Annotated in this window: 10 protein-coding genes; 4 read left to right on the forward strand and 6 right to left on the reverse strand. The window is 53.8% G+C overall.

Going from position 1 to position 15,443, the window contains the following annotated elements; all coding sequences use genetic code 11:
* The first annotated feature begins 137 nt into the window (after nt 1-137).
* Genes ACLBVC_RS06905 through ACLBVC_RS06915 form a run of 3 tightly spaced genes read left to right on the forward strand, consistent with a single transcriptional unit; the run spans nt 138 to nt 4,925 of the window.
* On the forward strand, nt 138-1,514 hold the full coding sequence (locus tag ACLBVC_RS06905) for a TolC family outer membrane protein (RefSeq protein WP_410149017.1): 1,377 nt from the start codon (nt 138-140) through the stop codon (nt 1,512-1,514).
* Nucleotides 1,515-1,560: 46 nt separating this feature from the next.
* Nucleotides 1,561-3,738 carry a type I secretion system permease/ATPase gene (locus tag ACLBVC_RS06910; RefSeq protein WP_410149018.1) on the forward strand — a complete coding sequence of 726 codons (2,178 nt, stop codon included), beginning with the start codon at nt 1,561-1,563 and terminating at the stop codon, nt 3,736-3,738.
* A gap of 17 nt (nt 3,739-3,755) precedes the next feature.
* Nucleotides 3,756-4,925: an HlyD family efflux transporter periplasmic adaptor subunit gene (locus tag ACLBVC_RS06915; protein ID WP_104921308.1), complete on the forward strand. Its 1,170-nt coding sequence runs from the start codon at nt 3,756-3,758 to the stop codon at nt 4,923-4,925.
* 354 nt (nt 4,926-5,279) lie between these two features.
* Here ACLBVC_RS06915 and ACLBVC_RS06920 read toward each other — a convergent pair whose 3' ends face one another.
* Nucleotides 5,280-7,268, reverse strand: coding sequence for a DUF4034 domain-containing protein (locus ACLBVC_RS06920; RefSeq protein ID WP_410149019.1), 1,989 nt, complete (start codon nt 7,266-7,268; stop codon nt 5,280-5,282).
* 768 nt (nt 7,269-8,036) lie between these two features.
* Between ACLBVC_RS06920 and ompC the strand changes: the two genes are divergently transcribed.
* Nucleotides 8,037-9,158, forward strand: a complete 1,122-nt coding sequence (ompC, locus tag ACLBVC_RS06925; protein ID WP_410149020.1) for a porin OmpC — start codon at nt 8,037-8,039, stop codon at nt 9,156-9,158.
* Between the two features lie 126 nt (nt 9,159-9,284).
* On the opposite strand, the gene ACLBVC_RS06930 is transcribed toward ompC, so the two are convergent.
* The 5 genes from ACLBVC_RS06930 to yejM all read right to left on the reverse strand — a co-directional run bounded on the left by ACLBVC_RS06930 (nt 9,285) and on the right by yejM (nt 15,428).
* Nucleotides 9,285-9,671, reverse strand: a complete 387-nt coding sequence (locus tag ACLBVC_RS06930) for a helix-turn-helix domain-containing protein (RefSeq protein ID WP_101076072.1) — start codon at nt 9,669-9,671, stop codon at nt 9,285-9,287.
* A 502-nt stretch (nt 9,672-10,173) separates the two neighbouring features.
* Nucleotides 10,174-11,946, reverse strand: a complete 1,773-nt coding sequence (locus ACLBVC_RS06935; protein ID WP_410149021.1) for a penicillin-binding transpeptidase domain-containing protein — start codon at nt 11,944-11,946, stop codon at nt 10,174-10,176.
* Nucleotides 11,947-12,167: 221 nt separating this feature from the next.
* Nucleotides 12,168-12,410: a DinI family protein gene (locus ACLBVC_RS06940; protein WP_104921316.1), complete on the reverse strand. Its 243-nt coding sequence runs from the start codon at nt 12,408-12,410 to the stop codon at nt 12,168-12,170.
* A 77-nt stretch (nt 12,411-12,487) separates the two neighbouring features.
* Nucleotides 12,488-13,453, reverse strand: coding sequence for a glutathione S-transferase family protein (locus ACLBVC_RS06945; protein WP_410149022.1), 966 nt, complete (start codon nt 13,451-13,453; stop codon nt 12,488-12,490).
* 193 nt (nt 13,454-13,646) lie between these two features.
* Entirely contained in the window at nt 13,647-15,428 is a 1,782-nt protein-coding gene (gene yejM, locus ACLBVC_RS06950; RefSeq protein ID WP_410149023.1) for an LPS biosynthesis-modulating metalloenzyme YejM, read from the reverse strand.
* Nucleotides 15,429-15,443: the final 15 nt, after the last annotated feature.

The raw sequence follows: 15,443 nt of genomic DNA on the forward strand, positions 1-15,443 counted from the left end.
CTCCCCTGGAAAGGGGAGGGTTGGGGTGGGGGATTAATGGCGACTCGGGCATTGCCAGCCAAACCCTCTCCCAGCCTCCCCCTTGGCAGGGGGAGGAGTTAAACCAAATCTATCGGCGTAATTAAGTGGTGTCGGTAATGAAAAATAAGAAAGTGATACGGCCCGTGGCCGTCATCTTGGGCACCTTGTGCCTGACCGGATTAACAGGGAATTTCAGTGTTGTGGCGGCTGATAAACAGCCGGAGTTTAACTGGCAGGCGGCGCCGACAGAGGAAATGCGTGCCAGCCTGACGTTACAGGACGCCATCTTGCGGGCGTTTGCGCGTAATCCGCAGATTTCGGAAGCGGCGGCCCAAATCCGCGTGGGCAAAGGCAATCTGGATGAAGCGAAAAGTGCGTGGTATCCACAAATATCATTGCAGGGAACGGCGGGTAAATCCCACCAGACGGATTCCGCAGGCAGTCTGAGCAATAATGCCTCGGCGGGCGTGCAGCTCAGCCAGCTGCTCTACGATTTTGGCCGCACCGGCGGCAGCATCAGTCAGCAGGAATACCTGTCTGATTCCTATCGCTATTCTCTCTACAGCACCATGACTGACGTGGCGCTCAGCACGCTTCAGGCCTATCTCTCTGTTAAACGTTATCAGGCGCTGAGTCTGGCTGCCCGTGACAATATTGCTTCGCTGGAACGGGTGAAAGATACGGCCAAATTACGCGCCGACGCCGGGCTGAGTTCCCAGTCAGACGTTTTGCAGGCAGAAACCCGCATTGCAGGCATGAGGGCCACCGTCGAGCAATACCGCGCACAACAACGTTCCGCACAGGCGCAGCTGACCGTTCTGACCGGCGTGGTCTCAGATAACCTGCCTGATTTGCCGCAAAGCCTCCTCGATCAGCGCGTAACGCTCGACAAAATCCCGTATGAAAACAGCACGCTCGTGCGGGCGGCGCAGGCCAAGCAACAGGCCGCTATTGAAGAAGTGAATCAAACCCAGGCGCAACACTGGCCGACGCTGAAGGTACAGGCAGGGCGCACGCGCTATGAAAACACCGGTGGTGGCGGGTCTTACTGGGATGACCAGATCCAGCTGGCGGTTGATGCACCGGTCTATCAGGGCGGGGCTGTCAGCGCCAAAGTCCGCGCTGCAGAGGGGCAGCGTCAGGCCGCGCAGGCGGAAGTCGAAAAGGCCAAGCTGGATATCAACCAGAAAGCGTCAACTGCCTATGCCGACATGATTGGCGGGCAACAGCGCAACGTCGCCGGTGAACAGCAGTATGCCAGCGCCACGCACACCCGAAGTGTGTATCAGGATGAATACAAACTCAGCAAGCGCAGCCTGAACGATTTGCTCAGCGTCGAGCAGGACGTTTTTCAGGCCGACACCATGCGTATTGGTGCGCTGTACGACGGCTGGGACGCCACGGTGCGTTACGCCGCGGCGGTCGATAATTTGGTGGATATGCTGGGCATTGACCGCCAGAAACAAACCGGTGACACCATCCCGACGCTGTAGAAAGAACCGGCGGGAATAGCCAGAAGCATTCGATAACGAGGTTGAAATGAGCAATGAAGCAGCAACACCTTTGTCGATCGACGTCTGGATAAGCGCCATGGGGCGCGTGGCCGAAACATTCGGTAAACCAGCAGATCCTCTTTTTCTTCGCCAGCAAATGCGCTGGTTTGAGCATCAGCCGTTACGCCGTCAGCTTGATCGCCTGAGCGGCCTGATGGGATTGCAAATCGGCATGGTTAGCTGGAATCAGGTGCGCTGGCGGCAGGAAGTTTTGCCTGCCGTTATTACGCTGGAGCAGGGCGGTATCGCCGTTCTTGAACAGCTGCATGATGACGGCAACGTCGATTACTGGCTGAGTGACGGCGGCGATTTATTGCGCTCGGCGGAGCTGGTCACGCTGCTTGAACAAAGTACCGGCCCAGTCTTTCTGGTCGGTGTGGCGCCGCGCGGGCGCGATCAGCGTATCGACCAGTTTGTTCAGCCGCATAAAAAACACTGGTTCTGGGAAAACTTCCGCGGTTCCGGGCGTAAAATCGCAGAAATCTCGCTGGCCTCTGTTTTGGGTAACGTGCTGGCGCTGGCGGGGATTTTGTTCTCCATGCAGGTCTACGATCGGGTGATCCCGGCGCAATCTTTCCCGACGCTGTGGGTACTGTTCTTCGGCGTGGTGCTGGCGGCGGGGATGGAATACATCATCCGCCTGATGCGTACGCTGGTGTCGGATCTCATGGGCAAAAAGATTGACCTCAAGGTGTCATCGCTATTTTTCGTGCGGGCAATGAGCATCAAAAATGACGACCGGCCAAAATCCACCGGCTCCTTTATTTCCCAGCTGCGCGAAATCGATCAGGTGCGCGAACTCCTGACATCCACCACCGTCAGCGCCGCCGCCGATATGCCGTTTGTCCTGCTGTTTCTTGGCATCATGTTCTTCATCGGCGGCCCGCTGGTGATCATCCCGCTGCTGGCTATTCCGCTGATTGTTATTCCCGGCATTCTGATCCAGTGGCCGATGGCAAAACTGGCGAAAGAAGGTATGCGTGAAAGCGCGCTGCGCAATGCCGTGCTGGTGGAAACCATCGAAGGCATTGAAGACATCAAAGCCTTGCAGGCGGAAGCGTATTTCCAGCGTCAGTGGGAGCAGACTCATGAAGTCAGCGCCGCTGTGGGCATGAAGCAACGTTTGTGGGGCGCGCGCCTGACCGGCTGGGCATCGACGGTTCAGCAACTGACTTACGGCGGCATGCTGGTGTTCGGGGTCTATCTGGTGCTGAGCGGCGATATCACCACCGGGACGCTGGTCGCCAGCAGCATGCTTTCCTCGCGCACCATCGCGCCGTTAATGCAACTGACGATGGTCTTTTCCCGCTGGCAGCATGCTAAAAGCGCCATGCGCGGGCTGGATGAACTGCTAAAGAAACCGGTCGACCGGCCAGCTGATGCGGAACTGTCGCATTGCCCGACGCTGAGCGGCCATTTCAACGTGCGCAATTTGCAATACACCTACGACAAAGAGAATTCGCCGAACGTGCTCGGCATTGGTCAGCTGGAAATCAAACCCGGCGAACGCGTGGCGATTTTGGGCAAAGTCGGGGCAGGTAAATCGACGCTGCTGAAATTGCTTTCCGGCCAGGCCAGCCCGTCGCAGGGCAAAATTCTGATTGATGGCGTCGACATGACAAAAGTCGAACCGGCGGATATCCGCCGCCAGATGGGTTATCTGTCCCAGGATTCGCGGCTTTTCTTCGGCACATTGCGCCAGAACCTGATGCTCGGTTACCCGCATGCCACCGATCAGGAAATGTTGCAGGCATTACGCATCAGCGGCGCGTTATCAATGGTGCAGGCCGATGCCTCCAGCCTCGATAAAATCATCAATGAAGGCGGGCGCGGATTGTCCGGCGGGCAACGCCAGATGGTGATGCTCAGCCGCATGATTTTACGAAATCCGCAGGTGGTGTTGCTCGATGAACCGACCGCGTCGATGGATGAACAGCTTGAGGATTACGTGATCCGCCAGCTTCACGCCTGGCTGGTCGGACGCACGCTGATTGTGGTCACGCACCGTCCGGCGCTGCTCAAACTGGTCGACAGAATTGTGGTGATGGATAACGGACGGGTGGTCGCCGACGGGCCACGGGATCAAATTCTGGCAACTGCCGCCACTAACACACCGGCTCCGGCCGCGGCGGTGGTGGCTGAAACCAAACAGGGCGCAGCCTGAGCTGCTAAGGGTCCCGCATGGCACACGTAACATTGAATGATGAGTTCGAAGCCGAAAGCCGGAAAGTGTCGTGGATTATCTGGGTGACGCTCGGCAGCCTGCTGGTCTTCTTCGTCTGGGCGCGTTTTGCCGTGCTGGATGAAGTGACGGTCGGTACCGGCAAAGTGACGCCGTCGAGCAAAGCGCAGCAGATTGATTCTCTGGACGGCGGCGTGATTTTAAAACTGATGGTGCAGGAAGGCTCGGTCGTCAGCCGTGGTCAGCTTCTGGCACAGCTCGACCCGACCCGTTCGCAATCAAACTACGGCGAAGCGGCGTCACGCGTCAGAACCCTTCGCGCGTCTTCTGAGCGTCTGAGCGCGGAACTGACCGGCGCACCGCTGAAATTCAGCCCGGAAACCATGAAATCCCCGGAACTGGTGGCGCGCGAACGTCAGCTTTATTTATCGCGTAAACAGAACCGTGATGAGACGGTGACTAACCTCAATCAGTCCCTCAAACTGGTGAACGACGAAATCAACATGACCCAACCGCTGGTCGCCAAGGGCGCTGCGGGGCAGGTGGAAGTCATCCGCCTGAAACGGCAGGCCAGTGAACTGCGCGGCAAAATCGACGATGCGACCAACCAGTACGCGGTGCGTGCGCGTGAAGAGCAGGTGAAAAACAACGCCGATCTGGATGCAGAGTTGCAGGTCATGGCGGGTAAAGAGGATCAGGTGACGCGTTCCGAGCTGTATTCGCCGGTCCACGGTATCGTAAAAGACATTCAGGTCTCCACCGTCGGCGGCGTTCTCCAGCCGGGCGGCAAGCTGATGGAAATCGTCCCGATTGAAGACCAGTTGCTGATCGAAACGCGCATCAACCCGCGTGACATCGCCTACATCCGGCCAGGATTACCGGCCACGGTAAAAATCTCAGCCTATGACTCGTCGATATATGGCGATCTCGAAGGCAAAGTCGAAGGCGTTTCGCCGGACACCTTGCAGGATGAAGTGAAGCGCGACCAGTATTACTACCGGGTTTACGTCCGGACGGACAAAGCGTTCCTGACCAACAAAGCCGGGCGCCAGTTCCCGATTGTGCCGGGCATGGTGGCGAACGTGGATATCAAGACCGGGCAGAAAAGTGTTCTGGATTACCTGATTAAACCATTGAATAAAGTGAAGGAGTCGTTGAGGGAGCGGTAAGTTAACCCGTAGGCCAGCCCAGGCTAGCCTCAAGGTTTTACAGGGATCGAGAAAGTTTCGGTTTTTCATGTAGGGTGATCGCTCGGTTCAGGTCAAAACCTTGGGTTGCCACCCAAACCGGCCTCAAGGACCGCCTATCGCCGCGCCCTTGAGAATCCCTGGCTCTTAAACTGCGTGCTATCGCTGGGACGATGGACATGTTCTGGAACATCGGTGTGTGGGCGAAATCTTGCCGCTACGCGGTGCCTTCCTCGAGGGCTTCGAGCCCAAGGTTTTGACCTGAGCCGAGTGATCACCGCACATGAAAAACCGAAATTTGCACCTTTCTAAAAGGTACAAAACTCCAGTATTAGCTTATTCCAGCGGCTCTTGACGCAGAAACTCCGCGATCGGATCTTCCACTTCGGCTTTCCGTTTATCCTGCCATAAATTCATGCGTGCCCGCAGTGAGCCGTTGAGATCCTGATGCACCTGTCTGGCGGCTTCGGATTCGGGATTCAGTTCGAGAGCAAACTCAATAAACTTGCTCGCGGTGTAACGGTTTTTCTTCGTACCGGTGCCCGTCAGCCATGCCATTCCCAGCGTGTAGGCAGCTTCGGCACGATCGGGATGCGCGGCGTTATGCAGAATTTCCGGCAACCATTGTCCGGTGGCGAGACGTTTTTCCGCATCCGTGCCGTTATCCAGCGCACAGCTGGCGCGGAAGTAAGCGGCGGAGAGATGTCCGGCGTCTGCGGCGCGCTGATACCAGTGCATGGCTTGCTCGTAATCCGGCTCTGCGCCGAGGCCCTCACGCAGGGCGTTGGCGCAGGTAAACATCGCCGGAACCAGTCCGGAACGTGCCGCGCTGAGCACGCAATCCATCGCGTTGCTGTCGTTGTGATATTGCTCCGGTACATCCTGGTGCCAGCCGTTGCGGTAGAAAAAGTACAGTTCGTAGCAGTGAATGGCGCTGCCGTGACGAGCCATTTCGGTCATCAGGAAATGCGCGGCGTCCAGATCGTCGTTGATCGCCATATCGTGCGCCAGCGTGACCAGATCTTTCACCGGCTGTTCGTCACCGGATTGCTGCATCAAAGACCAGGCGTGTTCCATTAATCCGCTGCTCAGCTCTGGTCTGGCGGGCAATCCGTACAAACCATATTGCAACGCGGCGGCGGCGAAGCTGACCAGCACAGGATCGGTGGCCTGACTCAGCGCACGGGTCAGAAGCTGCGTCAGAACCGGCAACCCTTCCTGATGGCCGTTTGCCAGCACCGCACGGGAAATAAAGAGCGCGGCAAAATGACCGGGCATCGCCTGCGGGGAAACCGCGAACAGATCCTGATAAACCGCCAGCCCCGCCTGATCGTCATCCTGCCAGTACGCCATGCAGATCCCGGCCAGATCCAGCAAACGGACGCGGGTGGCGGGCTCCAGCGGTTGAGCAAGTAAACCTGCCAACTGTTGCTGTAATTGCGCGGCGCGCGGGGATTCCCGGTCAGCGATTTCGCCGGATAACGCGTCGCACAGCGCATTTGCGCGGAACTGGTTGCGTTCATCGTCGCTGAATTCCGCACACAGCGGGCTGTCGATAATCAGCATCTGCTGCTCATCGCTGCCTCCCCAGAATGCGGAATGGAATAAAAGGTAGGATTCCATCGTGCCGACGTCCGCGTGGCGTACCGACATCGCCATGCGCAGCCAGTAACTGAGCGCTTCATCGTCTGCTTTGCGGGTTTGTTGCAGGGCAGCAGGCAAAGACTGAGGCCAGTGTGTCGCGGGTTCGAAACCGAGAGCATGAATGTGGGTGATACCTGCCTGCCAGATCTCGCTGCCCTGAATCGAAAACTTTTCATTCAATGGTTTGGGGATTTCACCGGCGAATAAAGATTTAAGCCAGTAAGGTTCACCGAAGCCGCCGCTGAGATTCATCATATGACGGAAAGCGTGGGTCGGGCGGGGATGCAGCCCAATGGCTTTCAGAAAAGCCAGCACGGCGTAATCGCAGCACAGCTGGGCGCCGAGCCACTGGTGATCTTCAATGTCTGCTTCACTGGGCGCCTGACGGATGATCCAGGCATTTTCGTGCCAGACCATCCCCAGCAAAACATGTGCGTGATAGCTCTGCGGATATTGCTGCGCCCAGTCGCTGAGGATCTCCAGCGGATTCAGTGCCTGGAACTCCGTGCCGCCAAACAGCGTGGACGGATGCATTAATAATCCGTAATCGCTGTGGCTTTCGCCCTGATTCTGCCAGCTACGCATATGTGACAACAGCCACTCGTCGAGTTTGAGAAAACGGCGGGTTGCCAGAAGCATTCTGGCTTTGGAAATGTTATCTGGCTGGTCCTGTTGTGGCATGAGTTTCCCTGAACAGTTGAAAAATAAGGTATTGCGTGGCACCGGCAGTCTACCGGTCTCCCCTGAAGCGATCAGCGGGATTGGTCTGACTTTGCGTATAGTAGCGGATCTGAACCGTCGCTGACCAATAAACCCTCTCCACAATATTCATTAATAGTATTCCGGGAATTCCTTATAAATCCTGGGGATTAGATATCAACTATTAAGAAAATCGGGTTGCGAATAATGGAGAAACTGTGAGGTAATTATGGAGAAAAGTACTTTTCGAGCGCGATATAATTAAGTGATGAATATCACATTAAGTTATTATTTCTTATAAAAATCAAAAAAAACCGACCACTAAGGGTCGGCTGTTGTTTCCACAAGACGGGGAATGAGGGTAATAGAATAACAAATAATGATGATAGCGAGGTGAAGTATATATTATTTACGGGGAGACCCTTTATCACTTAGTGCGGTAACTATATTTTTTAACCTGTTGTTTTAAAAGATAATTAAATTAAATTAGCTTTGAGTGCTTTATTTTAACATCTATATTAAGCTCTAAAAACGTCCAAAAATAATAAATTGTTACACCTTCTAAATAATAGGAAATATCTTAACTAATCTCGTATCATTTTCTTTCTGGATTAATAGTAATTATATCCTGAGAATGGATTTGCCATGTCGGGCCAAAATTCATACAAGCGTTATGCAATATCTAAAGCAGTAAAAAAACGTGTAATTCACATTCAGTGGCACGGTCCGACACCTATCGAGGACAGAAAAATGAAACTCCGTGTTCTTTCACTCACGATCCCTGCATTGATGGTTGCAGGCTCAGCAAGTGCGGCAGAAATTTATAATAAAGATGGTAATAAACTGGACCTTTACGGTTTAGTTGATGGTTTGCATTACTTTTCAAACAACGCTGGCAATGACGGCGATCAGAGCTACATCCGTCTGGGCTTCAAAGGGGAAACACAGATCACCGACCAGCTGACCGGTTACGGCCAGTGGGAATATCAGGTTCAGGCCAATCAGGCTGAAAGCTCCGACAACACCGCATTTACGCGTTATGGCTTCGCGGGTCTGAAATTCGGTGACATGGGTTCTTTCGACTATGGTCGTAACAACGGCGTAATGTACGACGTTGCCGCATGGACCGACATGCAGCCTGAGTTCGATGGTTCCACCTACGGCGCTGACCAGTTCCTCTATCAGCGTACCAACGGCGTTGCGACTTACCGTAACGACAACTTCTTCGGCCTGGTCGACGGCCTGCATTTCGCTCTGCAATATCAGGGTAAAAATGACAGCGGCGGTTCTGAACCTGGCACACGTAATGTGCTGACGCAGAATGGCGACGGTTACGGTATGTCCCTGAGCTACGATATTGGCGCGGGTGTCAGCGTAGCGGGTGCATTCTTCAACTCTGACCGTACCGACGAGCAGAACTCAGCAGCCGGCATTATGGGCGACGGTAAAAAAGCCGAAGGTTACACCGGTGGTCTGAAATATGACGCCAACAATGTCTATCTGGCAGCCATGTTTACTCAGGCTTATAACGCTTCACGCTTCGGTTCTACCGACTCAGAAGCTTACGGCTATGCTAACCAGTCTCAGGCATTCGAGGCCTACGCAAGCTACCAGTTCGACTTCGGTTTGCGTCCTTTCGTGGCGTATAACCAAACCCGCGGTAAAGATTTGGGTAGCGACCGTCTGGGCAACAATTACCAGGATCAGGATCTCGTTAAATTCGTCGACCTGGGTGCGACTTACTACTTCAACAAAAACATGTCGGCCTATGTTGACTATAAAATCAACCTGATCGACAGCAGCACCTTCACAGACAACGCCGGTATCAACACCGATGACGTGACTGCGGTAGGTCTGGTGTATCAGTTCTAAGAGTGCCTTTCTCAGACACAGAATAGCGCTTAGTTTTGCAAGACTTTGAGTACAAGCAGTCAAAAAAGCAGTATAAGAACGCGGCCTCTGATGGCCGCGTTTTTTATTTCTGTAAGGTTGCGATCCTCAGGCTGATTTCTGATGGATCAGATGAAGCGGGGGAGAAACGTCGAGTTCGATGTCAGGGTTTTGGCGGAATTCATGAGGCGTGATGTTAAAACGCTTACGGAACATGTAGGTGAAATGCGACTGCGAACCAAATCCAAAATCCATCGCGATATCGAAAATCGGGGTTTCACTGCTGCTCAGCTGATAAACAGCGCTCGCCAGACGGCGCTCCCTGATGTACTTCCCCAGAGAAATGCCTGTCGATTCTTTGAATAATTTTTGCATGTGCCAAAGCGAATAGCCTGAATACTCAGCCAGTTCTTCAAGATGGATGACGCGGCCAAGGTGGCCTTCAATCCATTTGCTGAGTGCGCAGACGATAGCGATATGAATGTCCTGAGCCATAACCAGTCTGTATTAAGGTTGAATACCGCTATTATACACGACTTCGCCATGATGGCGTGGCAGGTGTTGCTCAGTTGATGGCGGAGCAGGCAACTTGCAGAAATGGCCCTGTGGGCAGAACGACGAGCGTCGTCTGGCGGGCCATGATGCTAACGTAGCAGGATCCAGTGAATCAACCGCGCTATACCATCGTCAACCACAACAATCCCGACGAGAATAAGAACGATCAAAATAACGAAGTTCTTACCGGTTGGCACAGTGATTTCTCCCTCATGAGCGCTGTTTACCAGGGGCCGCTACCCTGCATATTGAGGGCAATAACGCCCAGACAAACCGCGACAAAAACGATAAAAACGATAAGAAGCCGTTTCATTTTTTTTCTGACAGAGCGCGCCGCTCTTCCTCCGCGTGGACTTCAACTGACAAAACATCCGCACGTTAACCGCTTCTTCAGATGAGATCCAGCGGGTCAGCGTTTTTTCGCGATTTTTCTACGCTTCGTTTAACCATCAGTCGCCGGGCGACGCACCAGATCGGTTTTCTGACCACCATTAATCACAGTGGTTGGCGGCGTTTCCGGCACCAGCGCATCCGGCGCAATGTTCATGTGGTTAAGCACCTCACCCATGATATGCCCGAAAATTGGGCCGGCGACCGAGCCACCGAAGTGTTTGCCGGCCTGCGGGTTGTTGACCATCACCACCAGCGCCACACGCGGATTACTGGCCGGTGCAACACCGGCGGTGTAGTTGATATAACCGCCATCGTATTTGCCGCTGGCCCCCATTTTTTCGGCAGTACCGGTTTTAATCGCTAAACGGTAACCGGGCACCGCGGCGCTGAGGCCAGAGCCACCGGGCAGGGCGTCACTTTCCATCATATGAATGACCGTTCTGACCACATCGGCGGACATCACGCGGGTGCCGAGCACCGGAGGCGTGACTTTGGTGATCGACAGCGGACGGTAAATGCCTTCCGCGCCGATGGTGGCGTATTCACGGGCGATTTGCAGCGGCGTGACGCGCAGGCCGTAGCCGAAGGAGAACGTGGCGCGTTCGATGTCCGCCCAGCGGTCACGGTGCGCCGGGAAGTAACCGCTGCTTTCGCCGCCAATCCCTAAATCAGTGGCTTTACCCAGCCCGAATGACTGATAAAGCTGCACCAGCACGTTGGCAGGCATCGCCAGCGCTATGTGTGATACCGCGATATCGCTGGATTTTTGCAAGATGCCGGTAATGGTCAGCGCAGGCCAGTGGCCAACGTCTTTAATCAGGTGACCGTTAACGGTGTACGGATGGGTATCGAGCACGGAATCCGGACGGATCATGCGACGCGCCAGACCGGCCATGACCACCAGCGGTTTTACGGTGGATCCGGGTTCAAAACTGTCGCTGATGGCCACGTTACGCATATCTTTAGGCTGAACGCCCGCGTAGTTGTTCGGGTTGTAAGACGGGAACGAGGCCATTCCCAGAATCTCACCCGTATTCACATCAACCAGCACGGCCGCACCAGATTCTGCCTGGTTGAGCAATACGCCTTCACGCAGTCGTGAATACAACACGTACTGCATAAAGCTGTCGATGCTGAGGTTAATGGTCGGTGGCTGTTGCGGCGCGACTTCTTTCAGTATGCCGATGACATTGCCGTGGCGATCCTGACGGTATTGGCGCATGCCAGGTTTACCCTGAAGCAGGGCATTAAAGCCTTTTTCGATGCCGTTCAGGCCTTCGTTATCTGTCCCGACCACGCCGACCAGATTCGCAGCGGCTTCACTCATAGGATAATAGCGGCTGTCATCGTTCTGGCTTGAGACACCACCGAGGTGCAACTGACCAATATCGCCGGCAATGCCTTCTTCGATTTTGCGTCCGAGATAGACGAAACGACGTTGCGGATCGCTGTTGATAGTTTGCTGTAATTGCGAAAGCGGGACATTCAGCGCGGAGGCCAGATATTGCCATTTTGGACTGTTAAGATCGCTGTGTAATTCCAGAATACGGAACGGGTCTGCGATGATGTCTTTCGAGGCGACGCTGAGTGCCAGAGGGTGCCCGTTGCGGTCTGCAATGGTGCCACGTCCGGCGGGGATAATACTGGAGCGCAATGAACGCGAATCCGCTTCTTTCTCCAGCATAGGCTGGTTGAGTAACTGAAGGTAGCCGACACGGCCGAGCAGCAGTGCCAGACAGCAGACAATCCCGAGGCAAATTAGCGCAAAGCGCTTGGCGTAAAAATGAGGTTGGGCGCTGTTTTTCTTGTGGCTCGGTGGCATGGCAGTTTCGCAAAGTCGTTGACGCGTGTGAAGCGAAAAGCGATGTCGCGTCAGGCCATTATCCGGATGAAATTAATCCCGGCTGTACCCGATAAAACGGCGGTTCATCGCTCTGATAGATAATGAATTTTATATAACACGCACATCTTATCTTAAGCCATACAAATGGATTGTTTATTTCAATTGCCCTTTGTAACCAAGTGCAACCGGAAAGCACTTTTTTACTCCACCGAAAGCCATTCGTCTGCTTCTTCAAACATTTCTTCCAGCATTTGATTTAATTGCGAACGTTCCTGCTTGCTGGCACCGTGCGTATTCAGCCCGTTGGCCTGCATCGGTTTCACTTTTACTTCAGCGTCAGGAAACATGCGGTGTACCCGCTTAACCAGTTCTGCCTCAATTTTTTCACTGGCATTTGGGATCCGTGCGACATTCCGTTTGTCAAAAATCAGTTCGACCCGCATAGCTTTCCTCGTTTTCAGGCTGGAAGAAAAATAACTGTTGAAATATACAGTGTTATCTTTGCGGGTCCAAGCAATTTTTAGCGTAGTTTCTGGATGATGCCCAGACTGTTCAGACGTTCTCGGTTATGGGGGCGTCGTAAAGCCAGTTCGGGGCCCGCCGGGACAATTCCGGTCGGATTCAGCCACAAAATTCCGTAATAGCCTTGCTTAATATGCGCCAGATTGACGGTTTCGCTGATCCCCGGCCACTGATAGATTTCACGCAAATAATTTGAAAGATTAGGGTAGTCCTCAATACGGCGGATATTGCATTTGAAAGCGCCGTGATACGCGCTGTCGAAACGTACCAGTGTGACAAACAGACGCCAGTCGGCTTCGGTAAGAGAGTCTCCGGCGATATAACGGTGGCTGTCTAAATGCGTTTCCAGCGTATCAAGCGTGCTGAAAAGTTGGGTGACGGCGGCGTTGTAGCTTTCCTGCGTTTTCGCAAAACCGGTTTTATACACGCCGTTATTGACGTCGTGATAAATAATTTCGTTCCAGTGGTCGATTTCCTCGCGAAGCGGGGCAGGGTAGAAATCATCCTGATTGCCGCTGAGGGCGTCGAAAGCGTGGTTAAGGATGCGGATGATGTCGGCTGATTCGTTGTTCACGATGCGGCCCGCCTGGCGATCCCACAAAACGGGCACGGAAACTTTTCCGGTGTAATGCGCATCGCTGGCGGTATACAGTTCATGAACATGTCGGATGGCTGGGATTTTATCTCCGGCATCCTGCGGCTCGTCGAACGTCCAGCCATTTTCGCCAATGACCGGTTGTGCGATGGAAACGGAAATAAACTTTTCCAGCCCTTTCAGATGGCGGAATATCAGCGTGCGCGAGGCCCACGGGCACAGATAGGAAACGAAAAGCTGATAGCGGCCAGCTTCTGGCTCAATGTGTGTTTCACGAAAAGCCGTTTCTTCACGATGAAACGCGCCATTTTTAATCTCTTCTTTTGCGACGTCGCCGCTTACCCATTTTCCGTTGACCAGTCCCGACACGATGGCTTTACTCCGATAGCGTTTTTATTGTTGATGAACCTACCGTAGCGATTTTGTATCAGCCCATAAACGACATAATTTTCATAAAGAAGGTCAAATAAACTGAAGGGGATTTTGACGGGAAAGGGAGGGGGCTGATTCCATAAAAAAACCAACCGGTTAAGGTTGGTTTTTCAGGTGTCCTGCAAAATGATTAATTGGCCAGGAAGCGTTTTTCGTCGGTCAGGACCTGCAACAGCAGGCCAAGTTCCGGTTTCTGATCCTTAATCCGTTTGCCGTTAATGTCGAAGGCGCGGTAATCCCCGTCGCTTTCCAGCTCAAGCGTCTGGTCCGGCGTGGTGATCACCAGCGTTCCGTCGTCGCTGGTCGTGACCCAGTTATGACGGCGTTTCGCGGCGAACAAATCCTCACCCTGCGAATAATCTGCCGGTGACGTGGTGACGTGAAGCAGACGTTGCATCAGCGTGGTCATCACATCTGCGTGATCGGTAAGCTTGCTGATACTCTGAGCCGGTGTGCCCGGCCAGTGGATAATCAGCGGAACCTGCAACTGACGGCGGTTCATCGCGTTACCCGAACCCCAGGTGCCGTTCTCGTTAAACTCGATGCCGTGCGAGGCGGTGATCACCACAACGGTTTTATCCAGATCGCCGCGCTCTTTAAGAGATTGCAGCATGACCGCAATTTGCTGATCAACGCTTTGTGCGCCGCGCTGATAACGATGAATAAAGGTATTCCCGACCGGCACGCTGTCGCCGTCCTGACGTAGCGTGCTGCTGATGCCGTTCAGATTAATGAACGAGAACCACGGGCCGTTTCCACGCACGTTCAGCCATTGCTGCCACTGCGAAACCGTCTGTGCATCCGACTGTTTTACCGGCGGCGGCAGGGTGAAATCGGTCAGCAGCGCCTGACGGTAAAGCGGGCTGTCAAAGCCGTCCGAAGCAAACAGACCAAATTCGTAACCCTGTTGCTCCAGCGATGTCACCAGCGCAGAAGGTTTACGTGCGGACAGAATGCCCTGCATATAGGTTGGTGAAATTCCGTAGAACAGGCCAAACTGGCCGGTGTCGTTACGATTGCCGGAGCTGAAATGCTGGTCAAAACGAATATTGTGTTTGGCGAAATCAACCAGCGCAGGCATGTCCTGATCGAGCGTCGCTTCATGCACGCCGTCGAGCACGACCATCAGCAGATTATATTTCGAGCCGGTTTTGGCAAAACTGATGCTGTTAAGCGGATATTCCACCGCCAGCGCTTCCGGATTCCCTTGCTCAATCAGCCGCTTCTGGTATTCCTCGGCATTCAGAAGGCCGTGTTTTTCGAGGAATTTACGCGCCGTCATCGGGTACGACAGCGGAAGATTCGCGCGCTGCATGGTAATCGGACGATAGAAATTTGCATCTGCCCAGATGTACATCAGGTGCGACGCAAAGAAGCTCACGATAAATACCACAACGATTGGCTTGGCGAAATTACGGCGGTTCAGGCTGCGCAGCTTTTGCCACGCCCAGGTGCCGAACAACATTTCGAGCAGGAAAATGACCGGCACGGCAATAAACATCAGCTGCCAGTCACGCGCCATTTCGCCCTGACCCGGGTTGACGACCAGTTCCCAGACCACCGGATTAATATGCAGGTGGAAGCGGGTGAACACTTCAGTGTCGACCAGAATCAGTGTCAGCCCGGCGGTTGCCAGTATCGCGGATAAGAATCGTAACAGCCGTTGTGACATCACCACGAACGTCAGTGGGAAGATAATCAGTAAGTAGGCGGCAAAACCGATAAAGCTGAAATGTCCAAGCCAGCTGACCAGCGCGTAAATACGCCCTTCCAGAGAGGAAGGCCAGTCAGAAACAAACAGGTAGCGGCTGCCGAGCCCAAGAATCAACAGGATATTGAAGAGGGCGAACCAGTGGCCCCAGCTGATCATCTGGGAAACTTTTTCGCGATAGCGCTGACTATTTGTCACCATGAGAGGGTCTGGGCA

Origin of the sequence: Rahnella selenatireducens (assembly GCF_046449555.1) — a bacterium.
Lineage (GTDB): Bacteria > Pseudomonadota > Gammaproteobacteria > Enterobacterales > Enterobacteriaceae > Rahnella > Rahnella selenatireducens.